At 63.9% G+C, this 24,441-nt stretch carries 22 protein-coding genes and 1 riboswitch; of the genes, 5 read left to right on the top strand and 17 right to left on the bottom strand.

All coding sequences use genetic code 11. The features are described 5' to 3' along the window. Positions 1–180: 180 nt before the first annotated feature. Positions 181–1,347 (bottom strand): bifunctional diaminohydroxyphosphoribosylaminopyrimidine deaminase/5-amino-6-(5-phosphoribosylamino)uracil reductase RibD, encoded by a 1,167-nt coding sequence (ribD, locus tag DOM58_RS09780; protein ID WP_425353392.1) that lies wholly within the window; start codon positions 1,345–1,347, stop codon positions 181–183. Between the two features lie 63 nt (positions 1,348–1,410). Further along, positions 1,411–1,899, bottom strand: coding sequence for a transcriptional regulator NrdR (gene nrdR, locus DOM58_RS09775; RefSeq protein ID WP_075562796.1), 489 nt, complete (start codon positions 1,897–1,899; stop codon positions 1,411–1,413). A 283-nt stretch (positions 1,900–2,182) separates the two neighbouring features. Here nrdR and DOM58_RS09770 point away from each other — a divergent pair, with 283 nt between their 5' ends. Beyond that, positions 2,183–3,985 (top strand): sugar phosphorylase, encoded by a 1,803-nt coding sequence (locus tag DOM58_RS09770; RefSeq protein ID WP_110692683.1) that lies wholly within the window; start codon positions 2,183–2,185, stop codon positions 3,983–3,985. A 73-nt stretch (positions 3,986–4,058) separates the two neighbouring features. Next, a riboswitch (Fluoride riboswitch) is annotated at positions 4,059–4,143 on the top strand. Positions 4,144–4,239: 96 nt separating this feature from the next. Further along, positions 4,240–4,617: a fluoride efflux transporter CrcB gene (gene crcB, locus DOM58_RS09765; protein WP_075562798.1), complete on the top strand. Its 378-nt coding sequence runs from the start codon at positions 4,240–4,242 to the stop codon at positions 4,615–4,617. 181 nt (positions 4,618–4,798) lie between these two features. On the opposite strand, the gene DOM58_RS09760 is transcribed toward crcB, so the two are convergent. Continuing rightward, positions 4,799–5,335 carry a DsrE family protein gene (locus DOM58_RS09760; protein WP_110692682.1) on the bottom strand — a complete coding sequence of 179 codons (537 nt, stop codon included), beginning with the start codon at positions 5,333–5,335 and terminating at the stop codon, positions 4,799–4,801. A gap of 196 nt (positions 5,336–5,531) precedes the next feature. Here DOM58_RS09760 and dsbD point away from each other — a divergent pair, with 196 nt between their 5' ends. From dsbD to dsbG, 3 genes are read left to right on the top strand one after another with little or no spacing between them, the layout of a single operon-like run. Further along, entirely contained in the window at positions 5,532–7,418 is a 1,887-nt protein-coding gene (gene dsbD / locus DOM58_RS09755) for a protein-disulfide reductase DsbD (RefSeq protein WP_245392218.1), read from the top strand. 2 nt (positions 7,419–7,420) lie between these two features. Then, positions 7,421–8,254, top strand: coding sequence for a prolipoprotein diacylglyceryl transferase family protein (locus tag DOM58_RS09750; RefSeq protein WP_110692680.1), 834 nt, complete (start codon positions 7,421–7,423; stop codon positions 8,252–8,254). A gap of 25 nt (positions 8,255–8,279) precedes the next feature. Beyond that, positions 8,280–9,062, top strand: coding sequence for a thiol:disulfide interchange protein DsbG (dsbG, locus tag DOM58_RS09745; RefSeq protein ID WP_245392217.1), 783 nt, complete (start codon positions 8,280–8,282; stop codon positions 9,060–9,062). A 66-nt stretch (positions 9,063–9,128) separates the two neighbouring features. On the opposite strand, the gene DOM58_RS09740 is transcribed toward dsbG, so the two are convergent. The 14 genes from DOM58_RS09740 to glyA all read right to left on the bottom strand — a co-directional run bounded on the left by DOM58_RS09740 (position 9,129) and on the right by glyA (position 24,140). Further along, positions 9,129–10,433, bottom strand: a complete 1,305-nt coding sequence (locus tag DOM58_RS09740) for an ATP-binding protein (protein ID WP_110692678.1) — start codon at positions 10,431–10,433, stop codon at positions 9,129–9,131. Then, positions 10,430–11,125, bottom strand: coding sequence for a response regulator (locus DOM58_RS09735; RefSeq protein ID WP_110692677.1), 696 nt, complete (start codon positions 11,123–11,125; stop codon positions 10,430–10,432). Before DOM58_RS09735 ends, DOM58_RS09740 begins: the two co-directional genes overlap by 4 nt. Before the next feature lie 76 nt (positions 11,126–11,201). Continuing rightward, positions 11,202–11,615 carry a DUF6691 family protein gene (locus DOM58_RS09730; RefSeq protein ID WP_110692676.1) on the bottom strand — a complete coding sequence of 138 codons (414 nt, stop codon included), beginning with the start codon at positions 11,613–11,615 and terminating at the stop codon, positions 11,202–11,204. Beyond that, positions 11,612–12,070 (bottom strand): YeeE/YedE family protein, encoded by a 459-nt coding sequence (locus DOM58_RS09725; protein ID WP_110692675.1) that lies wholly within the window; start codon positions 12,068–12,070, stop codon positions 11,612–11,614. The genes DOM58_RS09730 and DOM58_RS09725 overlap by 4 nt, the downstream gene beginning before the upstream one ends. A gap of 49 nt (positions 12,071–12,119) precedes the next feature. Next, positions 12,120–13,913, bottom strand: a complete 1,794-nt coding sequence (locus DOM58_RS09720; RefSeq protein ID WP_110692674.1) for a SulP family inorganic anion transporter — start codon at positions 13,911–13,913, stop codon at positions 12,120–12,122. Between the two features lie 16 nt (positions 13,914–13,929). Continuing rightward, on the bottom strand, positions 13,930–15,216 hold the full coding sequence (locus DOM58_RS09715; protein WP_245392216.1) for an NAD(P)/FAD-dependent oxidoreductase: 1,287 nt from the start codon (positions 15,214–15,216) through the stop codon (positions 13,930–13,932). Positions 15,217–15,274: 58 nt separating this feature from the next. Then, positions 15,275–16,189 carry an MBL fold metallo-hydrolase gene (locus DOM58_RS09710; RefSeq protein WP_110692673.1) on the bottom strand — a complete coding sequence of 305 codons (915 nt, stop codon included), beginning with the start codon at positions 16,187–16,189 and terminating at the stop codon, positions 15,275–15,277. Positions 16,190–16,369: 180 nt separating this feature from the next. Next, complete coding sequence (locus DOM58_RS09705) at positions 16,370–17,590, bottom strand: glycosyltransferase family protein (RefSeq protein WP_075562809.1); 1,221 nt, start codon at positions 17,588–17,590, stop codon at positions 16,370–16,372. Between the two features lie 192 nt (positions 17,591–17,782). Then, entirely contained in the window at positions 17,783–18,649 is an 867-nt protein-coding gene (locus DOM58_RS09700) for an HAD-IIB family hydrolase (protein WP_110692672.1), read from the bottom strand. Positions 18,650–19,014: 365 nt separating this feature from the next. Beyond that, positions 19,015–20,007 (bottom strand): 2-dehydro-3-deoxygalactonokinase, encoded by a 993-nt coding sequence (locus DOM58_RS09695; protein ID WP_110692671.1) that lies wholly within the window; start codon positions 20,005–20,007, stop codon positions 19,015–19,017. Continuing rightward, positions 20,004–20,690 carry a 2-dehydro-3-deoxy-6-phosphogalactonate aldolase gene (locus tag DOM58_RS09690; protein WP_110692670.1) on the bottom strand — a complete coding sequence of 229 codons (687 nt, stop codon included), beginning with the start codon at positions 20,688–20,690 and terminating at the stop codon, positions 20,004–20,006. Before DOM58_RS09690 ends, DOM58_RS09695 begins: the two co-directional genes overlap by 4 nt. Before the next feature lie 10 nt (positions 20,691–20,700). Beyond that, the gene (gene dgoD / locus DOM58_RS09685; RefSeq protein WP_110692669.1) at positions 20,701–21,849 is read right to left on the bottom strand and encodes a galactonate dehydratase; all 1,149 of its coding nucleotides are present in this window, start codon (positions 21,847–21,849) and stop codon (positions 20,701–20,703) included. A gap of 3 nt (positions 21,850–21,852) precedes the next feature. Further along, positions 21,853–22,650, bottom strand: a complete 798-nt coding sequence (locus DOM58_RS09680) for a FadR/GntR family transcriptional regulator (RefSeq protein WP_245392215.1) — start codon at positions 22,648–22,650, stop codon at positions 21,853–21,855. A gap of 227 nt (positions 22,651–22,877) precedes the next feature. Then, on the bottom strand, positions 22,878–24,140 hold the full coding sequence (gene glyA, locus DOM58_RS09675; protein WP_110692667.1) for a serine hydroxymethyltransferase: 1,263 nt from the start codon (positions 24,138–24,140) through the stop codon (positions 22,878–22,880). Positions 24,141–24,441 lie beyond the last annotated feature (301 nt).

The following is a 24,441-nucleotide window of genomic DNA, read 5'->3' as shown; positions in this document are numbered from 1 at the left end:
CACGATCTCGAAAGCACGAAGGCTCGATGCGGCACAGCCTACCTGTCGCGAGACACGGACGCCACTGTCGGGTGATGGCGACGCCCGTAGCCCCGGAATTGCCGGCAGGCATGGCCAGCGCCTCGCGGGTATCGGGCCATCGAATATCAGGACCCGGAGATCAGGTCCCGGAACATCAGATCAGACCGGACGCGCGGATATGCGCCAGTCGTCTCCCAGCGCGCGGATATCCTCGATTTTCAATCGCCGCTGCTGGCTCATCTTGGCCAGCCCCGGCAACGCGAACAGCGGCCGAGCTTCGCTGCCCAGCAGCGTCGCCGCCATGAACAGCTCCAGCCGGTCGACGCAGTCCGCCTCCAGCAGCGCACCGGCCAGCGTGGCGCCGGTCTCGACGAGGACCTCGTTGCAAGCCTCCCGAGTCGCCAGATAGCGCAGCACGGCGTCGAACTCGACACGCCCTTCGGCGTTGGCGGGCATCGAGACCAGTTCAGCACCGGCGGCCGCCAGCTTGCTCCAGCGCGGATCGGTTTCATCCTGCAGCGTGAAGACCAGCGTACGCCCGGGTTCGCTTAGACAAGCCGCGGCCAACGGCAGACGCAGACTACTATCGAGGATCACTCGTAGCGGCTGGCGCTGGGCGATCTCGGCGCCATTTTCCAGCCCCAACTGCTCGGCGCGCACCGTCAACCGGGAATCGTCGAAAATGATCGATTCCACGCCCGCCAGTATGGCGCTCGAGGCGGCGCGCAGTCGCTGAACCTGCTGCCGCGCGACGGGCCCGGTGATCCACTGGGATTCTCCGTCGGCCATCGCCGTACGGCCATCGAGACTCATCGCCATCTTCAAGGTGACACGCGGCATGCCGTCGCGCATGCGGCGGATGAATCCGGGATTGAGCTGGTGCGCGTCCTCCTCCAGCAGCCCCACTTCGACGTCGATACCTGCCTCGCGCAGCATCGCGAAACCACGTCCCGAAACCTGCGGATTGGGATCCTCCATCGCCGCCACCACCCTCGCGACGCCGGCCTCGATCAATGCCTGGCTGCAGGGGCCGGTGCGCCCGGTATGCGAGCAGGGCTCGAGTGTGACGAACGCCGTCGCCCCGCGCGCGGCCTCACCGGCCATTCGCAGCGCGTTGATCTCGGCATGCGCTTCGCCGGCACGCGCATGGAAACCCTCGCCGACGACCTGGCCATCCTTGACCAGCACGCAGCCGACGCGCGGATTGGGGTCACAGGTGTATTGCCCCCGCCAGGCAAGCTGAATGGCCCGACTCATGCTGGCATGAGGAGTGCCGGTGGCTGCAACGGAAGATCTGGACGGAGACATGGACAAAGGGTCAGACATGGCGGCTCGCTCGAGAAGACGGCAGCTTGGAGGGTCGAGCTGCCGAATGGAAACAGTGCCGATTCAGCGCGGGTTGTCGTCGTCACTCGAGGAATGGTTCGGTTCCTGGGACAGCCGATCGATCTCGGCCCGGAACTCGTCGAGATCCTGGAAGCGGCGGTAGACAGAGGCAAAACGAATGTAGGCGACGTGGTCGAGACGCTTGAGCGTCTCCATCACTTCCTCCCCGACCTCGCGGGCCTCGACTTCGCGATCACCGCGAGCCCGCAGCCGCTGACGGATACGCTCGACGGCGGCTTCGAAGGACTCCACGCTGACCGGGCGCTTTTCGAGGGAGAGCGCCATGCCGGCACGCATCTTCTGCTCGTCGAAGCTTTCGCGGGAGCCGTCGGACTTGACCACGCGGGGCATCACCAGCTCGGCGGTCTCGTAGGTCGTGAAGCGCTCCCCGCATGCGGCGCACTGACGGCGGCGACGCACCTGATCGCCCTCGGCCACCAGGCGGGAGTCGGTCACCTTGGTATCGTGCGTACCACAGAACGGGCAATGCATCGTCGGAATCTACCTGTGGGCTTGGGCGACTCGGGAACCGCCACTGTTGTTGAACGAGATGATACTTGCCGAGTAAACGAGATAACCTGTCAAGCAAACGCGAGAACGGTGTCGAATGAATGATAGAGAGTGTAACGGTTTGACCAATCTAGCGGAAATACACTGAAAGTCCCCGTCAATTTTCATGTTGGCCCGTCTTCTGCAAGGATACCGTAACCAACCGCCACATCGGCGTTCCGACCCGTGCGCCGCGTACGCCATCCGATGATCAGGAATCGCTCCCATGCCCAGCCGTGCCGCGAACTATCATGCGCTTTCCGAAGAAGCCTTCATCGAGTGCGCCGCCGCGCGTCTGGAAGAGGTCTACGGCCCTCGCCGTGACGAGGTCATGCGACGACTGATGACCTTGCTGATGCACCAGCGAAGTGCATTGGACACGGCGCCCCGTCCGATGTGGAGCGAACGCGACCAGATTCTGATCACTTACGGCGACACCATCATCGATGGCGAGCGTCCTCCGCTCGAGGTGCTGGACGACTTCCTCGCCACGCGGCTCAACGGCACGTTCAGCGGCCTGCATATCCTGCCGTTCTTTCCCTGGAGCAGCGACGACGGCTTCTCGGTGATTCATTACCGCGAGGTGAACCCCAAACTCGGTGACTGGCAGGACGTGCGTCGACTCGCCTCCCGAGTCGATCTGATGGTCGATCTGGTCATCAACCACGTCTCCCGCGATTCACTCTGGTTCATCGACTACCTCTCCGGAACGCAACCGGGCCGCGACTATTTCATCGAGATGGATCCGGACACGGATCTCTCCATGGTCACGCGGCCGCGCAACTCGCCGCTGCTGGTGCCGGTCTCGACGCGCCGAGGCACTCGGCATCTATGGGCGACCTTCTCCGAGGACCAGATCGACCTCAATTTCGCCAACCCGGACGTCCTGCTCGAATTCATCGGCATCCTGCTCTACTACGTCCAGCAGGGTGCGCGCCTCATTCGACTCGATGCGATCACCTATCTGTGGAAGGAGGTCGGCACCTCCTGCGTTCACCTGCCCCAGACCCATGCCATCGTGCGTCTGCTGCGGGCCATTCTGGATTTCATGGCGCCGGGTACGCTGTTGATCACCGAAACCAACGTGCCGCATCACGAGAACATGAGTTACTTTGGGCTGGAACGGCTGGCTCCAGGCGAGACTGGCAGCGAGGCTCTGCCGCCCCAGTCGATGCCCGACGAAGCGCACATGATCTATCAGTTCACGCTGCCGCCGCTGCTGGTGCACACGCTGACCAGCGGCGATGCCACCACCCTGAGCGAGTGGGCGCGAAGCCTGCCGGCGCTGCCGCCGGGCTGCACCTATTTCAACTTCACCGCCAGCCATGACGGAATCGGGGTCAGAGCACTCGAAGGACTGCTGCCGCCCCACGAGGTCGAGGTCATGCTCGAGCTGATGCACCGCTTCGGCGGCTACGTCAGCATGAAGACCAACGCCGATGGCAGCGATTCTCCCTACGAGATCAACATCACCTACTACGACGCTCTCAAGGGCACGCGCCGGGGCGCGGACGCCTGGCAAGTGGAACGCTTCCTGTGCAGTCAGAACCTGATGCTGGCGCTGCAGGGTATCCCGGGGGTCTACTTCCACACATTGACCGCGACGCTCAACGACCATGGCGGCGTCGAGCGCAGCGGCAAGTTGCGCTCGATCAACCGACGTCGCTGGCCCAAGGAAGAGCTGGACGAACTCATCGACAGCCGCAGCACGCCGACCCGTGAGGCGTTCACCTCATTGAAAAGACGCCTCAACATCCGTGCCAACGAGCCGTGTTTTCATCCCGAGGCGGCACAGCGCGTGCTCGACACGCCTCCGGGCATCTTCGCCATCGAGCGCGGGCCGCTCGCCAATGGCCGTCGCCTGCTGGCGATCTACAACATCAGCGATACGCGCCAGCCGCTGGCGATCGATGAATTGAACGACGGCGAGTGGTACGACGTACTCAAGGACGGCAAAAACTGGAGTCCGCATCCCGACGAACGCGACATCCTGCGGCCCTATCGAAGCCTGTGGCTGGTGCAACCCTGAGCAGCACTGGCCGCTCCTCCGGAAAGCCACCGCGGGACGATCACTCTTGCCGGGAGACCGAGGTCTGACTAAAGTAGCAGCGGGAGATGGCATTCCTCCCGCCGCGGCGCGCCCAGAGCCCCGGCAAACCGCCTCGCGCTGATGATGCCTGCCAACACACCCGAGGTGTGTCCTGTGCAGGCGTGAACATCGATAGCACTCCTCGCCCCGGGACACCGCTCTGCCAACGAGCTTCTGACGAGGAATTCAACAGCATGTGGATCCCCATTCTGGCCATCAGCGCCGGCGCCGCGATCGGTGCCAATCTTCGCTGGTGGCTTGGTGCCCAGTACAACGGCTACTTCCTGCACATCCCCCCCGGCACGCTGATCGCCAATCTGGCTGGCGCCTGGCTGATCGGCGTCGCGCTCAGCTTCTTTCAGGATTCCTCGCTCAGCGTGGAGTGGAAGCTATTCGCGATCACCGGCCTGTTGGGCGCTTTGACGACCTTCTCCACCTTTTCGGCCGAAATGGTCGGCGCCATCCAGAACGGTCGTTGGGCCTGGGCGCTGACCGGCACCCTGGTACACGTCATCGGCTCGTTCGCGATGACCATGCTCGGCATCGCCTGCTACGGCTGGCTGAGGCACTGACATGGACCGGCAGCGTCAGACCTGAGGAATCAGACCGGCGGCGCCAGATCGACGGCATCAGACCAGCGGCTCAGGCACGCTCGTCCGCTCCGGCAGTAGCGGTAGTAGCGTAGAGGTCGCCCTCGACCATTTCGCTGGCAGCAGGATCCAGCGCCAGTGAGATATCTTCGCCGGGCCGGAATCAGAGAGACAGCGTGACGAACCCATGCCGTCCTAGTGCCAACGCTGCGCTCAAGCCTGACTGAACGGGCTCGATACCGGCTTCGACCTCCTCGAGCGATAGCCCTTGAGCGGCCAGCGCCTGCAGGCAGACCAGCACCGGTACACCTTGCTGGCGCAGAGCGCTCCACCAGGGCGCGTTGGGGTTTTCCTCGAGCGACGGCTCGGCAATCCGCTCGCGATAGGCTGCAGATTTCAACACGCATGGCGTCGCCGGCCCGGCAACGACGACCACGGCCCGGCATGCCACCTCGGCCTGAGCCATCAGATTGAGCGTTCGTACCAGCCGCATGACACCGCCATGCACTCGATCCGTCGCATCGGCCGCACTGGAAATCTGAAAGAGCCCATGACAGGTCTCGCCGGGCGCGGGAAGCCACTGATCGACCGCCTGCCCCACGGGCAGCGGTGAACCGGGGATCGCCAGTTCGGCATTACCGGGTTTGCCTCGAATCAGCCCCAAAGAGTCGAACCACTGCGATGAGGGGTAATTGTCCATTTTGACCTCCGCTTAGATCTCATAAAAAGAATAACGATATTCAATAAATGAATATACGCTACCGGCAGCGATAGCAAGGGTTCATTTTCAGCTCATCCCCATGGGCCAATCTGTCGCCATCGAATCAGGAGCGCAACCGATGCGGGCAGGAGCGAGGGGGAAGTCAATGCGGTCAAGGCGATTCCGGTGGATCATGATGCTGGCATTGCTCGGTGTCGCCACGCTGTCCATGGCGCAGGATCCGTTCGGGCAACAGAGCGACTTCCTGCCGCCGGATCAGGCCTTCGAACCGACGCTGATACAAGACGGCGACGAGGTGGAAATCGACTGGCAGATCGAGCCCGGTTACTACCTCTATCGCCACAGCTTCTCTGCTCAAGCCGATGAGCGCGAACTGTCGCTCGATATCCCCGAGGGGAAGACCATCGAGGACGAGTACTTCGGTCGCTCCGAAATCTACCGTCATGCGTTGAGCATGACCGCGCAGCCCGGGGAAGCCGATACCCTTACCCTGCGTTGGCAGGGTTGCGCCGATGCCGGCCTCTGCTATCCCCCCCAGCAGCGAACCTTCGATCTGGAGTCCATCGCAGATGCCTCGGGGAGCAGCACCACCGACGCGAACGCGCTGGGAACGGATGCCTCGGCCGATGCGCCTAATGCGTCATCCGCGACATCACCATCTATCGCGCCAGGCTCCACCACTCAGCCTAAGCCCCGGACAGACGCGGCGATGGCGGAAGATCAGCAGCTGGCGGCGCAGCTCGCCGGTGGCGACTGGCTGTGGACGCTGGCAGCGTTCTTCGGCATGGGGCTGCTGTTGACGTTCACGCCTTGCGTGCTGCCGATGATCCCCATTCTTTCCAGCCTGATCGTCGGCCAACGTCGCAGCGGGGAGAATCCGCGTGCCGCCGGCTTCGTGCTCTCGCTCGCCTACGTTCTCCCCATGGCCGCGACCTACGCGATACTGGGCGTGGCCGCGGCCACGGCCGGCGCCAATCTGCAGATGCTGTTCCAGAATGTCTGGTTCATCGGCATTTTCTCGGTGCTGTTCGTGGTACTGGCGCTCGCCATGTTCGGTGCCTTCGAGCTCGAACTGCCGCGAGCGCTGCGTCAACGCCTGGATTCGGGACTGTCGAGACAGCGCGGCGGCCGATTCAAGGGCGTCGCCGTCATGGGGGTGCTCTCCGCCCTGCTGGTCGGCCCCTGCATGACCGCCCCACTCGCCGGCGCTCTACTCTTCATCGCTGAAACCGGCAATCCGTGGTTGGGCGGTGCGGCACTGCTCGCGCTGGGTCTCGGCATGGGCGCCCCGCTGGTGCTGATCGGCACGCTCGGCAACCAGTTGCTGCCCAGGCCTGGCGCGTGGATGACCCGCGTCAAGGCGCTATTCGGCTTCGTGCTGCTGGGCATGGCGATCTGGTTCGTCGCCCGAATCCTCTCGGATGCCCTCGTTCTTGGCCTGTGGGGCGCACTGGGCCTGGGGGTAGCGATCTCTCTCGTCGCCATGGCGCGGGGCAACGGCACGGGTGGCATTCTGCCCCAGTTCGCCATCGCCAGTGCCGCCATCATCGGTCTGTGGAGCGCGTTGATCCTGATCGGTGCCGCCGGTGGCGCCAAGGATCCGTGGCGGCCACTGTCGGTCTACGTCCCGAGCGGTGTGGCAACGGCCTCCAAAGACGCCAGCGAGTCCGGGCCTATCGCGTTCGAAGACGTGAAGGATCTGGCCACGCTCGAACGCCGCGTCCAGGCAACCGCCAACAGCGGCCAGATGACACTGGTCGAATTCACCGCCGACTGGTGTGTCTCCTGCGAAGTCATCGAACAGGAAGTGTTCAGCGACCCGACCGTCAAGGAGGCGCTCCAGGACGTGCAGCGACTGAGTATCGACGTCACGGATTACGACAACGAGGGTCAGGCGATCATGCAGCACTTCGGCATCGTCGGTCCGCCGACCCTGATGTGGTTCGGCCCTGACGGTCGGGAGCAGCGCAGCGCCCGCATCATCGGTGAACTGGATGCCGAAGCCTTTCTCGACCGCTATACGCAGGCCAGACAGCGCGCCAACGAGTCCACGGAGGGCTGACCATGAATCCGCTCGATCGCAGTATCGCCCTGGGACCGCTGGGCGTGAGTCTGGGTCAGCTTCTGCTGGCCCTGGCCATGGTCGTCGCCCTGATCGTGGGTGCCTGGATAGGCCGTCGTCGACAGGTCAGCGTCGGCGATGTTCTGTTCAATGCGTTGCTGATCGGCGTCATCGGCGCACGCATCGTGTTCGTGGCCCGCTACTGGCAGAGCTACGACACGTTCTGGTCCTGGCTAGACATCCGGGATCGCGGGTTCGAGCCGCTGGCCGGGCTGGCGATCGCTTTCGCCTATCTGGCCTGGCGTTTCTGGCGGCAGCCGGCCATGCGCCGCCCGTTGGGTGCAGCGGTTCTCTCGGGTGCTTTGGCGTGGTCGATGACTGCTGGCGCCCTGACGCTGATGGCGCCCCGCGGGGCGAGCCTGCCTTCGATCCCGCTGGCAGATCTCGATGGCTCGTCGGTGGCCCTGCTCACCGTGCTGCAGGAAGCCGATCGGCCCATGGTGGTCAATCTCTGGGCAAGCTGGTGTCCGCCCTGTCGTCGCGAGATGCCGATACTGGAACAGGCCCAGCAGGCACGGGACGACGTGTCGTTCGTGTTCGTCAATCAGGGCGAGAGCGTCGACGCCATCGAGACGTTTCTGCAACGGGAGTCCCTCTCGCTCGATCATCTCTATCGCGATCCGGACATGACCTTCGGTCGGGAAGTGGGGGCGATGGCCATGCCGACCACCCTCTACTACGACGCCGACGGTCAGCTCGTCGATACCCACTTCGGTGAGCTTTCCCGTGCCACGCTCGATCGCAGTCTCGAGCGCTTCACTCGACCTTCCCGCTAGACATTAACAACCGGAGACGACACCGATGCAAAATCACGCCCCCCGAATAATGCCACTACGGCTCGCGCTGCCCTTGGCCGCCGGTATTGCCCTGGCGGCAAGCCTGCCCGCCGCCGCCGACGACTGGCCGGCGCCGATTCAGACACTCGAGCAGCAGGGCCTCACCATTCACGGTGAATTCGATGCTCCCGGCGGACTCAGGGGCTACGGCGCCAGCATTCGAGGACAGAGTGTGGCCGCCTATCTGACGCCGGATGGCGAGCATGCCGTCGTCGGCACGCTGATCGACGCCCAGGGCCGGGACGTCTCCGCCGAGCCGCTGGAACAGCTCGTCGATGGGCCCAAGAATGCCGAGCTATGGAAGGCAATGGCGGACCACCATTGGGTTCGCGAGGGCGATACCGATGCATCGCGAGTGGTCTACACCTTCAGCGATCCCAATTGCCCCTACTGCCGCAAGTTCTGGCAGGACGCTCAGCCTTGGGTCGAAAACGGTGATGTCCAAATTCGTCACCTGATGGTGGGGATTCTGAAAGCGGACAGCCCCGAGAAAGCCGCCGCGATTCTAGCTGCAGACGATCCCAGCGCCGCGATCGCCGAACACTATCGCACCGGCGCCATGCCGGACAGCGAGGGAACCGATCAGAGCGAGCAGAGGGTCGCCGACAATACGCAAGTGATGCGCGACGCCCAGCTCTATGCCACACCGGTGATTTTCTATCAGGACGACGATGGCGAGGTGCACAAGGTCATGGGCGCTCCCTCGCCAAACAAGCTGAACACCATCATGGGTAGCGACTCGCCCTGAGCTTTCCTGTCCCCCCCTGCTTATCCACCTCCTGCTCACCCGTCCTTACTCATCCGCCCGGGCGAATCAGGCCAGGGGCAGCGAGAGGGTGACTCGCAGCCCGATACCGTCGCCGGAGGCGAGCCGCAGGCTGCCGCCGGCCCGGGTGGCGATCGACTCGACGATGGATAACCCCAGGCCGCTGCCCTGCGGATGATTGCCGCGATGAAAACGCTCCGTCAGGCGGGCGATCTGCTCGGGCGGGATGGTCTCGCCCTGGCTGACGATGTCGATCACGGCCAAGCCGTTCATCCGCTGCGCTTCAATCTCGATCGGGGTGTCAGGCAAACCGTGCCGCATGGCATTCTCGAGCAGATTGCGCAGCGCAATCACCAGCAACTCCCCGGATAGCGCGACATGAAGTCGGTCGACTGATGCGCGCCAGTGGCACCGTTCACGACTGCCGGTCTCCACCATCGCGGCCTCCAGGGCCTCTCCCAGCCGCGTGGGGTCGACACTCCCCTGCGCGACCTCCTCGCTTTCCATGCGTGCCAACAACAGCAACTGGTCGAGCGTCTTCGTCAGCCGCGCCACGCCCGCCTCCGCCTGCTGCATCGCCTGTTGGTGGGGATCGCCGTCGACGCGTCGCGCGATCTGAAGATGGGTCCGAATCGCGGTCAGCGGCGTGCGCAGCTCATGCGCGGCATCGTCGGTAAAGCGCTGCTCCAACTCCAGCATGCGCCGGGTGCGCGCAAGCAGGGTGTTGAATCCATCGATCAGCGGACGAATTTCCCCCGGCAAACCGCGGATCGGCAGTGCCGAGAGATCGTCGTGATCGCGTGACATCAGGCGCCGCTGCAGCCTCGAAAGTGGCGACAGACCCCGGGTCACGCCCCACCAAAGCGCGATCAGGCTGCCGATCGAAGCGAGTAGAAAGGGATAGAACGCCGCACGGCGTACTTGGGCCAGCAACGACTCCCGCTCCCGCAGGCGATCCGCCACGGTGATGCGCTTGTCGTCGTCGACCAGGGTATAGACGCGCCAGCGCTGGCCGTTGTGATCGCGGTAGCTGTAGCCTTCGTCATCGACTGCGAGAACATCGTTCATTTCAGGGTGCGTACCCGCCACCACCTGCCCGCGCAGCGACGACACGCGGCAGGCGACGCCCTCGAGCGCAGGGATGGTCGACGTCTCGCCCACTTCTCCATCCCAGGCCGCCGCCGGCACGCGATCGAGCAGGCCGGCCACCATTCGCGCCGACTGAGCCAGACGCTGATCCAGCGAACGCTCGAGCTGGGTCGAGAGATCGCGCATCGACCACGCCGCCGTCAGCCCCCACAGCAGCATCAGCGTGATCCCGAGCGTGGCGACGAGACGCAGCCGCAGGCTCATGAGGGCGTATCGCCATGAAGTCGCTCGTCGGCGGGAAGCGCGCCGAGACGGTAGCCGACGCCCCGGACCGTCTCGATCACTTCGCGTCCCAGCTTGCGACGCAACTGGTAGATATGCACGTTGAGGGCGTTGCTCTCGATCTCGTCATCGATGCCGTAAAGGCGATCCTTCAACTGGTCGGCGCTCAGGATCCGCCCACGCGCGCGCATCAGCGCCTCCAGCAGCATCAGCTCGCGACGCACCAACACCACCGGTGCGCCATCCAACGTTACGCTGCGAGCGACGGGGTCCAGCGCCAGGCGCCCGTAGCGAAGGGAGCGGTCGACCTGCCCGGCGCTGCGGCGCAACAGCGCCTGCAGCCTTGCCGTCAACTCATCCAGATCGAACGGTTTGACCAGATAATCGTCGGCTCCGCCCTGAAGCCCTTCGACACGACTGGCAACGGCGTCTCTCGCCGTCAGCATCAGTACTGGCATGGCAATACCCGCACGACGCCACTGTTGCAACAGCGTCAGACCCTCGCCGTCGGGCAAACGGCGATCGAGCACCGCGGCATCGTAGTCGATCGCGGACAACGCCCCGCGTGCACCGTCCACCGTGGTCACGATATCGACGACGAAGTCGCTCAGCGCCAGTCCCGCTTCGATGCCTGCCGCCACCGGTGCATCGTCCTCGATGAGTAGTACGCGCATGTTTTCCCCGTTTGCGATCCGATCCATTCATGCCACAGTCTGGCGGACGGCGATGATGTCGGAATGAGCTCGCCGATCAGTGAGCGGGAGAGAGCCGACGGGCCAGCCACCAACCCAGCAGCAGGGTCATGATGAATGCCGCCAGCGGCCAGCTCAGCCCCGCCAGCGAGGCGACCGCCGGTCCCGGGCAATACCCTGAAAGCCCCCACCCGATACCGAAAAGTGCGGCACCACCCAGCAGTCGGGTATCGAGGTTACGGCGGGTGGGCAGCTGGAACCGGGATTCGAACAGCGGCATCTGGCGTCGCCAGACGAGGCGATAACCGATGAACGTGGTGATGACCGCTCCGCCCAGCACGAAGATCAGGGTCGGATCCCAGGCGCCGGCGACATCGAGAAAACCGATGACCCGCGCCGGATCGGTCATGCCGCTGATCGCCAGGCCGAGCCCGAACGTGAGCCCTGCCAGATAGCCTGCCAGTGCTTTCATGATGCGCCTCCCAGCCAGTGACGCGACACGAACACGGTCAGCATGGCAACCAGCACGAAGACGAGCGTTGCGGCCATCGACCGGCGCGACAGACGCGCCAAGCCGCAGACCCCGTGCCCGCTGGTGCAGCCGCTACCCAGACCGGTGCCCAATCCGACCAGCAGGCCGGCGATCAACATCGTCGTCAGCCCCCTCCTCGGAGCACCGATCATCGCCTCGCTATCGCTTGCCACATTGCCCCAGTCCAGACCAGCCAGGATCAGTAAGGCCGGTCCGGAGACGAGGCCTAGCAGAAACGCGAAGCGCCAGGGCCTATCCACGCCGCGCTCGAAAACCACCCCGGAGAGGATCCCGCTGATACCGGCGATCCGTCCCAGCAACCCCATGAGCAGAGTGGCGGAAAGTCCGATCAGAACCCCGCCCAGCAACCCCTGCAACGCACTCAACGTTTCCATCTCGCTCCTTTTGCCACTATCTCCACCACTATCTCTACCACTATCGTCATCAGCCGGCAGTCACCGAATGACCGGGTATTGGTGATTCGATACAGGGATGGCTCAGCGGCGCAGAGCCACGGCCGTGCAGCTCGCACCAGGCATCGAAGGTGCTCAGGAAAACGCGGCCATTGAGCGTTTCGAGCAGTTCAGTGCGACTCAGCCGATCCATCACCGGGCCTTTCACTTCGGCGAGATGCAGCCCGATCTGCCGGTCTCGAAGACGCCGATTGAGCGCCTCGAGACTCTCCAGCGCCGTGGCATCGATGACGTTGATCGCCTGACAGGCCAATACCAGATCCCGCGGCGACGGATCGCGAGAAACCACTGCCGTGACCAGGTCTTCCAGGTGGCGGACGTTGGCGAAGTAGAGGCTCTCGTCGACGCGCAGAATGGCGACCCCGGCGTCGGTTTCCACGGCGTGGCGGCGGACGTTGCGAAAATGCTCGGTGCCGGGAATGCGGCCGACTTCCGCACTATGAGGCCGGCTGGTGCCATAGAGGTGCAGCGCCAGCGACATGGCGACACCGACCAGAATGCCCACGTCGACGCCCAGCATCAGCGTTGCCAGTGCGGTCGCCGACATGGCGATGCCTTCGCCGCGGGCATAGCGCCAGACGCGCCTGAACGCCGCCAGATCGATCAGCGAGACGGTGGCGATGACGATGGTCGCCGCCAGCGTCGCCATCGGTAGTTCCCGCAGCCAGGGCGACAGAAACAGCATGGCCAACGCGATACCCACGGCGGTGAACGCGCTGGACGCCGGGGTGCGAGCGCCGGCGTCGAAATTGACCACGGAGCGGGAGAAGCCGCCGGTGATCGGCATGCCGCCGGTGAACGCCGCCGCCAGATTGGCCCCGCCGAGCCCGATCAGTTCCTGGTCCGGATCGACGCGCTCACCGCGGCGCACCGCCAGCGCCTGGGCCACCGAGACCGACTCCACGTAGCCGACGATGCTGATCAGCACCGCCGAACCGATCAGCGATCGCCACAGCTCCGGCTCCCAATCGGGCAGGGTCAGCGGTGGCAGCCCGGCGGGGATCTCGCCGATGACGGCCACGTCGCGGCCCAGCCATCCCGCCGCGCCGGCGACCAGCGCCGCCAACACGATGGTGACGATGGGCGCCAGCTTGACCAGCACGGCAGCCACACGGGCCGGTACGTGACAGCGTTCCAGCGCGGACTTGCCCCACCCCCGTATCAGCCCCAGTAGCAGCAGCGACCCAATCCCAATGATCACGGTCGGCAGGCTGACGCTGTCCAGCGCCGAGGGTAGCCGGGATAACAGTGCCGGCAGCGTGGAACCGGAGAGATCGATACCGAGCAGCTGTTTGAGCTGGCTTGCCGCGATCAGCACGCCCGAGGCGCTGACGAAGCCGGTCATCACCGGGTGGCTCAGAAAGTTGACCAGGAAGCCCAGCCGACATAGCCCCATGATCAGCAGAATGGCCCCGGAGAGCAGTGCCAGCACCAGGGCTGCGGCGATGTAGTTCGGCGATCCCGACTCGGCAACCTGTGAAAGCGCCGATGCCGTCATCAGAGACACCACCGCCATCGGGCCGACGGAGAGCGTCGCGCTACTCCCCAGCAGGGTGTAGACGACCAGCGGCACCAGGCTCGCGTACAACCCCACCACCGGCGGGAGTCCCGCCAGCATGGCGTAGGCCAGCGCCTGCGGGATCAGCATCAGCGCCACGATGATGGCCGCCAGCAGATCCTCGCCCAGCAACCCGCCGTTGTAACGCCGCCCCCAATCCAGGATCGGGAGCCAGCGTGCCAATCCGGCTTTTTGCGGCTGATTCATGATCTGCCGGCCTCGATCAAGTGCGCGCCTGCGGCTTGGCCAGCCATTCGTGCCCCTTGAGCATCAGATTCCAGTAAATGAAGGGGAGCTGCTGCGCCTTGATGTTCCAGCCGAGCCGGGTCGGCCGTGTGGCCTGATTAATCCAGGAAGGGAACGTCGGCTGCAACTTGCCGCCGTAACCGAACTCCGCCAGCACCACGCGGCCTCGTTCGACCGTCAACGGACAGGCGCCATATCCCGCATAGCCGGAGGGCATCGGCTTGCCATCGAGCACAGCCAGCAGGTTGTTCGCCACTACCGGTGCCTGCTTGCGCACGGCGGCGGCCGTCTTGGCGTTGCCGGTACCGCTGGCGTCGCCGAGACCGAAGACATCACTGAAGTGGTTGTGCTGGAGAGTGTCGGCATCGAGATCGAGCCAGCCACCCTCGTTGGCCAGTGACGATTCGCGCACCAGCCGTGGGGCGCGCTGAGGCGGCACGACGTGAAGCATGTCGAAATCGGTCTCGATCTCTTCGCTGCTATCCTCGCTCGTGACGCGAAAACGCGCCTTCTGGGCCGGGCCGTCCACAGCGATGAGGTTCTGTTGGAACTGCTTGTGGATGCCGTAACGCTGAACGTATTCGTCCAGTGCCGGCACGAAGTCCGAGACACCGAACATCACACCGCCGGCATTGTGGAAATGGACATCGATGCCGTTCAGGACGCCCTGCTTCTCCCACTCGTGACAGGAGAGATACATCGCCTTCTGTGGCGCCCCGGCGCACTTGATCGGCATTGGCGGCTGGGTAAACAGCGCCTTGCCGCCTCGCATTGCCTGAACCAGCGACCAGGTGTAGGGCGCCAGATCGAAACGGTAGTTCGACGTCACGCCATTCTTGCCCAGCGTCTCCTCGAGACCATCGATCGCCTGCCAGTCGATCTCGAGACCTGGCGCAACCACCAGAGCCCGGTAGCCAAGCGTCGTCCCGTTGCCCAGCACGACCTGGCGGGATTCCGGCAGCAGCTGTTCCGCCGCGGCCTGATACCAGGTGACGAAGCTCGGCATCACCGAGTGCATCGAACGCCGGGTCTGTTCAGCAGTGAATACGCCACCGCCGACCAGCGTCCAGCCGGGCTGGTAGAAGTGATCCTGTGCGGGCTCGACGATGGCGATATCGAGATCCGCACGACGTTTGTGAAGACTCGCGGCGACCGCGATGCCCCCCGCCCCACCGCCGATGATGACGATGTGATGGTACTTTTCGTTCGCGGCTGTCGACTGATTCGTGTCTGTCGATTCGTTCATGACTGTCGATTCGTTCATGACTGGCTCCCGTTGGTCGATTCGGCGCGGCGCGATAAGGTTTGGCGACGACGCCTTCTCACTCCCACGCGGCACCTTCCAGGGCGTCGAGCGGCAATTTCAGATAGCGCTTGCCGTTGCTCTCCGGTTCGGGGAGGCGGCCGCCGAGAATGTTGACCTGCAGCGCGTGCAGGATCAGCTTCGGCATCGGCAGTTCGCTATCGCGCTTCTCACGCAGCGCAACAAACTCGGCCTCGCTGCTGTCGCCCAGGCGATGCTTGTTGGTCTCGCGCTGCTCGCGCACGGTGCTTTCCCACTGCGGCTCGCGGCCGTCGGGCATGTAGTCGTGACCGGTGAACAGGCGCGTCTGGTCGGGCAGCGCGAGGATCGACTGGATCGAATGCCACAGCTGGTGCGCACTGCCGCCGGGAAAGTCGGCACGAGCGGTACCGAAGTCGGGCTGAAACAGGGTGTCGTGAACGAAGGCGGCATCGCCGATGACGTAGGTGACCGAGGCCAGCGTATGGCCCGGCGAGTGCATCACGCGGCACTCGATCTCGCCCAGCGTGAAGGTATCCCCATCACCGAACAGATGATCCCACTGGCTGCCGTCGTCCTTCAGGTCCGGCCAGTGGTAGATCTCCTTCCACAATGCCTGCACCTGCGTCACCGGCCGGCCGATGGCGGTGGGCGCGCCGGTCCTGTCATGCAGATAGCGCGCGGCGGAAAAGTGATCCGCGTGCGGATGGGTATCGAGAATCCACTCGACCACGAGCTCTTCACGCTCGACGTAGGCCAGCAGCTCGTCGGCCTGCAGGGTGGCCGTCGCCCCGGCCTTCTCATCGTAATCGAGCACTGGATCGATGATCGCGCAGCGACGCGTGGCGGGATCGCTGACGATGTACTGGATACTGAACGTGCGAGGGTCGAAGAAACCGGCGACATCGGGTCGGCCTTTATTTCTGTCGCCTCGAGAGAGAGCAAAGGTGTTCATGACGGCTCCTTAGGAATGCATGCCCCTAGAGTAGCGCCAAATTAGTTCTAACGTTAGAACTATTTTTTATATAAAGTTTCGTGATCTGCTTTTCATAGATTCAATAGGCATATCGATCTTTCCAAACCCCATAAAAAAAACCGCGCCGAAGCGCGGTTTCCGACATGTTGAGCGACGGCGTCAGACATCGCCGCTGTTATCCAGCTCCACGGCTTCGTAGAGCCGATCCTGGAGATCCGGAATCGCCGCCTGAACCCGATTCCAGCTGGGGATGAACGGCTTGTCGCGCGGCGATTCGAAGAACGCCGCACCGGCCTGCATGATGTTGTCGGCGAACAGTTCCACCGCCGCTTCCTCGCTGTGACGGTCGAGCTTGAGCCCGTTCATCGCGGCATCATGGTCGTAGGCTTCGATCAGATCCAGCGCCACGCGGTAGTAAGTCGCCTTGACGGTACGGAAGCTCTCGACGCTCATCTCGACGCCGAGCGTCGCCAGCTTGCGATACATCGCCTTGGCGATGTCCATGCTCATGCGGTTCAGACCGCCCGACGGATCTTCCTCCGAGACCGGCTGGTGCTTGTGATCGTAGGCATCGGCGATATCGACCTGACACAGGCGTTTGGTCGAAAAGTTGCGGTGCACCTCGGAAAGCACGCCGATCTCGAGCCCCCAGTCGCTGGGAATACGGATGCCGTCGAGCACGTCGGCGCGCATCGAGAACTCGCCGGAGAGCGGATAGCGGAAACTGTCGAGATAGTCGAGATAGGGCAGCGGGCCGTAGATCATCTTGAAGGCACGAATCAGCGGCGTGACCATCAACCGCGCCACACGCCCATTGAGCTTGCCGGAGGCGATACGCGAGTAGTAGCCCTTGCAGAACTCGTAGTGGAACCGCGGATTGGCGACCGGGTAGATCAGCCGAGCCAGCAGGCCGCGGTCGTAGGTGACGATATCGCAGTCATGCAGCGCTATCGCCTCGGCCTTGCCGGACGCGCGCACGTAACCGGAGCAGTACCAGACGTTGCAGCCCTTGCCGGGCTCCAGCGGCGCCAGATTTTCCTTCGCCAGTTCCTGCTGCAGGGCCTGGAGCCGGGGCCCGTCGTTCCAGAGAATGCGGTGATGCTGCGGCAGACGGGAGAAGAATTCGCGCGCTTTCAAAAACTGCTCGCGATCGGCGCGATCCAGGCCGATGACGATCTCGCTGAGATAGGGCACCTTGCACAGCTCGTCGACGATATGCGAAAGCGCCGGCCCTTCCAGCTCGGAATACAGCGACGGCAGGATCAATCCCATCGGGCGGCTGCGGGAGAACTGCTTGAGGTCGTTTTCCAGTGCTTCCACCGAGCGACGCGTGAGGTTGTGAAAATTGGTAACGATACCGTTCTGATAAAAATCACTCATGAAGCGCCCTCGTCATATTGTCTTCCTGGCGTCGTTCCCTGACGCCGGTTATCGGGACTGTCTATCCAATATCGGTCATCCAAATCCAGCCATCCAAACCCAGCCGTTCAACCTCAGTCGTTCAACCTCAGTCATCCAACCTCAACCACTCAATCCCGTCCGTTCGGCCTCATCCCTTCCGCGTCATCCTCTTCAGGACGATTCGTTCGTGTCCCACCCCAGTTCGCTGACCAGCCAGTGCGATACCCCTTCCGACCAACCGGCGGGTCCCTGCGCTTCGGTTCGGTAGACCCGCGGGTTTTCCAGCGGCATTGGTTGACCATGCTTGGCGGCGATGACGACGGCCATATCGGTGGCCGCCAGCAGCGTCAGATCATTGGGCCCGTCACCCAGGCCGATCGTCTGCGGACGATAGCCACGCAGCGCCTCGAACCGAGCCACCAGCCAGTCCGATGCCTGGCCCTTGTCGACGGCGCCCATCACGTGCCAGAAACGACCGCCGCGAGTCAGCCGCAGGCCATCGACCTGGAGCGTCTCATGTAATGTCTGCAGTTTGATGTCGTCGTCTTCCCACATCAGCGGCTCGCTGCCCTCCCGATCCATGGCCTGTGCGGCGCCGGACTCGCTGAGTCCGGTCAACTCGCGAACCTCGGCAACGTCCATCTCGCCCATGCGTCGAAAGCGCAGACCGTGACGTTCACGCACCACGTCCAGGCGCCGCCGGATGAAGTCCACATCCATGCTAGGGGTCTTGACCACCAGACCGTCCGGCGAGGCGGGATCGCGGTCCAGGCGCGCATGCTGCCATGAGGGCGGTAGGCCAATGACGGCGCCGTTCTCGGCGATGAACGGCGTTTCCTCGAGCCCCAGTTCCTGGCGCAACGCCAGCAGTTCGCTACGAGTCTTGCTGGTGGTGGGAATGACCGGAATCGACTGCCGCTCGAGGCGCGAAAGCCAGGCCGACGCCGGCTGCCAGTCGTAGGTATCGTGATCCAGCAGCGACCCATCGAGATCGGTAAATACCATCAGGGACGGTTTGTTCAAGGCCGGCTGCGTCATGGGTTCACCTGCATCGCTTCACCTCGTCATGTCGTACGCGGGCGGCTGCGTGTCGGCAGTTCTATAGGACAGTTCCATGGATGAAGGTAGCACGGATCATGCCAAACACGACGGCCCGGGCCATTTGTCCTGACCACGGGCCGTCAACAGCGCTAATCGGACCTGTGCTGATCGAACCTTCGCCGATCAAACATTCGCTGATCAAACCCTCGACGTGGATGCTGCATACCCTGCGGTGCACTATTGAGGTGCATCGTCATAGGGGCATTGTCTTGGATGCATTGTTTAAGGTGCATTGTTTTAGATGCATTGTTTGAGGTGCATTGCTTTAGATGCATTGTCGACACGAGCGGTGACGCCGAGGGTCAGCGCCGGGCGTGTTTCGCCGCAATGGCGCCGACGCCGGCCAGCGTCGCCCGATCACTGTCGATGGCCTCGACGCGGAGTCCGGCGGCTTCCAGCGCGATGGTATAGCTTTCGCGCAACGACTCCGCGCCGATCAGACGTACGACCTCGAGTCCGGGACGTGCCTGGCGCATGGCATGCACCTCTTCGCCGATCAGTACGCCGGAGAGGAAGCTGCCCACCTGCCCCGCTTCGAGCCCCGCGTAAAGATGCCGGCTGCGGGCCTCGAACAGCGCATGCATCACACCGCCCGGGCAGCCGGCACGGGAAACGCCCAGCCGGAATGCTGCCTCGTCGAACGGAGCCTCGTCGCGGGCCGGCTCCCCCGGCAGGGTATGAAAGCGCACGGCGTGATAGAGCTCGCCGGTCATGACGGTGGTGAATTCGACCATGCGGCCAGCATCGAGACGTGCCCACTTGCTGTGGGTGCCCGGCAGGCAGCAATCGCCGCTGTCGACGCCAGCCAGCGCCAACGCACCGAACGCCTGAACCTCTTCGCCGCGCATCACGTCGACGTGTTCGGGCGTCACCTGCTTGACCCCCGGTACGATCCAGACGTTGTCGAGCCCGGGTGCCGCGACGACATTGTCCGCGAGATCGGCAGCGGTTACCGGCAACTCGAGCTGCGGCGCCTCGAACCAGCCCCGCGCCGAGCCCACCATGCCGGCGAGATAAACCGGGACTTTTTTAGCGCCCGAAGCCGCGCCGTCAACGCCCGAAGCCGCGCCGTCAGCACCCGAAGCTGCACTATCGCCATTCCGCCAGTCATCGGTCTGCGAGGCACAGTAATGGGGGAATTCGCTGTGGCTCAACGCGCGCAGGCCGGAGGCCGAACGGCGGCTGTCGAGCACCTCGCCGCTGATCGTGTCGACAAGAAACGCCCGGAAGTTGCTGGTGCCCCAGTCGATGACGATCAGGCGTTCGGCGGCGCCGTTTTGCTGCTCCCCGCTCATGCATCGGCCTCGCGTTCGAGCTGCTCCGCCTGATGGGCGACTTCGGTCAGCCGCCGCCACTCGGCGACCAGTTGCGCCGCGATCTCGCCGACCTCTTCGGCTTTCCGGCCGGGCTTGTAGAGATTGCTGCCGAACCCGAAGCCAGCCACGCCATGGGCATGCCACTCGCTCATGTTGCTCTGATCGATACCGCCGACCGCCAACACCGGCAAGCCCTTGGGCAGAATCGCGCTGATATCTTTAAAATAGCCGGTGCCCAAGCGAGCCGCTGGGAACAGCTTGAGCGCCGTCGCGCCGGCTCTGGCCGCCGCCAGCGCCTCGCTCGGGGTCATGCAGCCGATCATCGGCGCCAGACCGTGCTCGACGCCGGCGCGAATCACTTCCGGGTCGGTATTGGGCGTGATCAACAGCGGCGCATCGAGGCCCGCCAGGCGCTCGGCGTGCGCCGGATCGAGTACCGTGCCGGCGCCGATCACCACGTCATCCGGGCAGCGCTTGGCGATGGCCGCGATGCTGTCCCAGGCCCTTGGTGAGTTGAGCGGAATCTCGATCAGCTTGAAACCCGCCGCCACCAGCGCGTCGAATACCGCATCGATCTCTTGCGGGGTGATACCGCGCAGAATGGCCACCAGCGGCCGCTCGCGCAGCGCTGCCTCGAGTGCGAATTTGCGTGTCTCGTTCATGTTTCTCTCCTCACCACTCGGCTACTGAACCATCCTCATGTGTCCAGACGGGATTGCGCCAGCGATGCCCGACCTTGGAGCGCTCCTCGACGAACGCTTCGTCGATCTCCACGCCCAGCCCTGGCCCCTGGGGAATCGCACAGAAACCGTCCTCGATCGCCAGCGCGTTCTTGTCCACCAGATAATCGAGCACGTCATTGTCCCGATTGTAGTGGATCCCCATGCTCTGCTCCTGGATGAAGGCGTTGTGATTAACCGCATCGACGTGCAGCGACGCGGCCAGCGTCAACGGCCCCAGCGGGCAGTGCGGTGCCAGCGCCACGTCGAAGCACGACGCCAAGGTGGCGATCTTCATGCCCTCGCTGATACCGCCGCAGTGGGACAGATCGGGTTGGACGATATCGACCATCCCTTCGACCAGCAGATCGCGGAACTGATAACGCGTGTGCAGTCGCTCGCCGGTGGCGATGGGATAACCCAGGCCGCCGGCGATGTGCTTGAGGCTCGGCAGATGCTCCGGCAGCACCGGCTCTTCGACGAACATCGGGTGATACGGCTCGAGTTCCCGCAGCAACGCCTTGGCCATCGGTCGATGCACGCGACCGTGGAAATCGATGCCGATGCCGACATCCGGACCCACCGCATCGCGGGCCTCGGCGACACGCGCCACCGCTTCGTCGACCTTGGCGTGAGAGTCGACGATCGCCATCTCGGCGGTGCCGTTCATCTTGAAAGCGGTGAAGCCTCGCTCGACCAGCGCCTTGGCCCCGGCGCCGACGTCGCTGGGCTTGTCGCCGCCAGTCCAGGCGTACATGCGCATCTTGTCGCGACAGGCACCGCCCAGCAGTTGATGCACCGGCACCCCCAGATCGCGCCCCTTGAGATCCCACAGCGCCTGATCGATGCCGGCAATGGCACTCATCAGGATCGGACCGCCGCGATAGAAACCGGCGCGGTACATGATGTTCCACAGATGCTCGATACGGTGTGGGTCCTGGCCGATCAGGTAGTCGGCAAGCTCATGTACCGCGGCCTCGACCGTAGCCGCGCGGCCTTCGACCACCGGTTCGCCCCAGCCATAGCAGCCCTCGTCGGTCTCGATTTTCAGAAACAGCCAGCGCGGCGGGACCTGCCAGGTCTTCAAGCGGGTAATTTTCATGGTTCACCTGTTCTCTTCATTAAGTTCGGTCATCGGTAGCGGCATGACGATCGCGGGCGGATTTTTGACCAGGTCCTCCATCCCGAGGTCCCGCCCGGTACGCTTGAGCACCGACAGCGCCGCCTCGGCGGCCTCCTGCGGCTGGCGCAGGCGGATCGCCTCCATGACCCGGCGGTGCCGCGCCATGCTGTCATCGAGATCCTTGGCGCTATGCAGCGTAGCACTCTGGTTGGAGCGCTCGACGATCAGGGCGATGGCCGGTTTGAGCACGTGGCTGATCTGCGCCCAGATCAGATTGTGGGAGGCGGCGAAAATGGCCTCGTGAAACGCCACGTCGTAGGCGTTGTAGCTCTGGCCCTGCCAGTGAAGATCTTCGCATTCGAGCGTGCGCAACATGCCTTCGAAGGCGTTCTCGATGGCGAGCAGGTCCGAAGCGGTGGCATGAGTCGCGGCCAGACTCGCCACGAAAGGTTCAACCCCCACGCGAAAGGCGAAAACCTCACGCTGCAGATGCGGGTTTGGCTGGGCGTAGTGCGCCATCCACGCGCTGACCTGCGGATCGAGCAGATGCCAGGCGGAAAGCTCGCAGACTCGCGTGCCCTGTCCTGAGACCCGGACCAGCAAGCCGGCGTTGACCAGCTTCTGCAGCGCACTGCGGACCGTGCTGCGACTGACGCCGAAGCGTTCGCACAGGTCGACTTCCCGCGGAATGGTATCGCCGATGGCGTAGCGGCCGCTGAACACGGCTTCGGCAAGCGTCTCGGCGATATCCCCGCGGGGGACGCCGGCGGCATCGGTCACTGACGATTCTCTGGGCATCGCGATGTTCAACTCACTGACGCTTATGTCCGACATAGCTTCTAGCAAGTTACGGGCGGCTGCCTTTAGACCATGGTCAAAGAGCCGACTTTTCACACGCCGGAAACGACTGCGCCCCTCCTGCCAAGTGCCAGGAGGGGCGCCGTGGTAGCGCCACTTTCCCTATTCAGAAAATGGCGGCTTTCAGGACGAACGGCAAGTCCGATAAATCAGCGATAGACCGGCAGCCGCGTGCAGACGGTCTCGACGTTGGCCTTGACCTCGCCTTCCACCTGACTGGAGTCTCCTGCCTGCATGGCATCGAGAATGTCGCAGATCCAGCCGGCCAGATCGCGGCATTCGGTCTCACCGAAACCGCGCGTGGTCACCGCCGGCGTGCCGATCCGCAGGCCGGAGGTCACGAACGGGCTCTGCGGGTCGCCGGGCACGGCGTTCTTGTTGACGGTGATGTGAGCACGACCCAGCGCGGCGTCGGCGTCCTTGCCGGTCAGGCCCTGCTTGACCAGCGACAGCAGGAACAGATGATCTTCGGTACCGCCGGATACGACCTCGTAGCCGCGTTCGATGAACACGCCGGCCATTGCCTGGGCATTCTTGACCACCTGCTGCTGGTAGGTCTTGAACTCGGGGTCCATCGCCTCCTTGAAGCAGATCGCCTTGGCCGCGATGACGTGCATCAGCGGACCGCCCTGACCGCCCGGGAAGACCGCCGACTGCAGCTTCTTCTCGATGTCGGCATCGTTCTCGGCGGACAGGATCAGGCCGCCTCGCGGGCCGCGCAGGGTCTTGTGGGTGGTCGTGGTGACCACGTGCGCGTGCGCCATCGGGCTGGGATAGACGCCAGCCGCGACCAGGCCGGCGACATGCGCCATGTCGACCAGCAGATAGGCGCCCACTTCGTCGGCGATCTTGCGGAATTCGGCCCAGTCGATGATCTGGGAGTAGGCGGAGAAACCGGCGATGATCATCTTCGGCTGGTGCTCGCGCGCCAGCTTGGCGACTTCCGCGTAATCGATCCGGCCGCTGTCATCGATGCCGTACTGAACCGCGTTGTAGTGCTTGCCCGAGAAGCTCGGCTTGGCGCCGTGGGTCAGGTGCCCGCCGGCATCCAGGCTCATGCCCAGCACGGTGTCGCCCGGCTTGACCAGCGCCTGGAATACCGCGCCGTTGGCCTGGGAGCCGGAGTGCGGCTGGACGTTGGCGTAGGTAGCGCCGAACAGTTCCTTGGCATAATCGATCGCCAGCTGCTCGACCACGTCGACGTGCTCACAGCCACCGTAGTAGCGCTTGCCGGGGTAGCCTTCCGCGTACTTGTTGGTCAGCTGCGTGCCCTGGGCCTGCATCACGCGCGGGCTGGCATAGTTCTCGGAGGCGATCAGCTCGATGTGGGCTTCCTGGCGCGCGACTTCCTGCTGCATCGCGTCCCAGAGGGCGTCATCGAATCCGGCAACCTGCATCTCTCGGGTGAACATCGACGGGTATCCTCGGCTCGGGGATGGTTCGACTGCCACCGGCGAAAGTCCGGCATCCGGTGGCTCGATCTCAAATGATGGGCGGCAATGATACCCCAGCGCTGACGGCCTTTCCTATGAAAGTCCGTCATGCGCTGGCGCATAATTTCTCACGTCGGCTTTAGCGTCGGTAAAGCGTACTCCGGGGCGGCATTGGCTATCCCGCCGCCGACACGAACGGGATTCTCGCTCTCGTTCGCGATCATCAAAGAAGTGCTGAATAAATCGGCGAGCGGATGAAGCACACGGCGTACGGAGCACA

Source organism: Salinicola halophyticus, from assembly GCF_003206695.1.
Lineage (GTDB): Bacteria > Pseudomonadota > Gammaproteobacteria > Pseudomonadales > Halomonadaceae > Salinicola > Salinicola halophyticus.
This window is presented reverse-complemented; position numbering and strand designations above follow the sequence as displayed.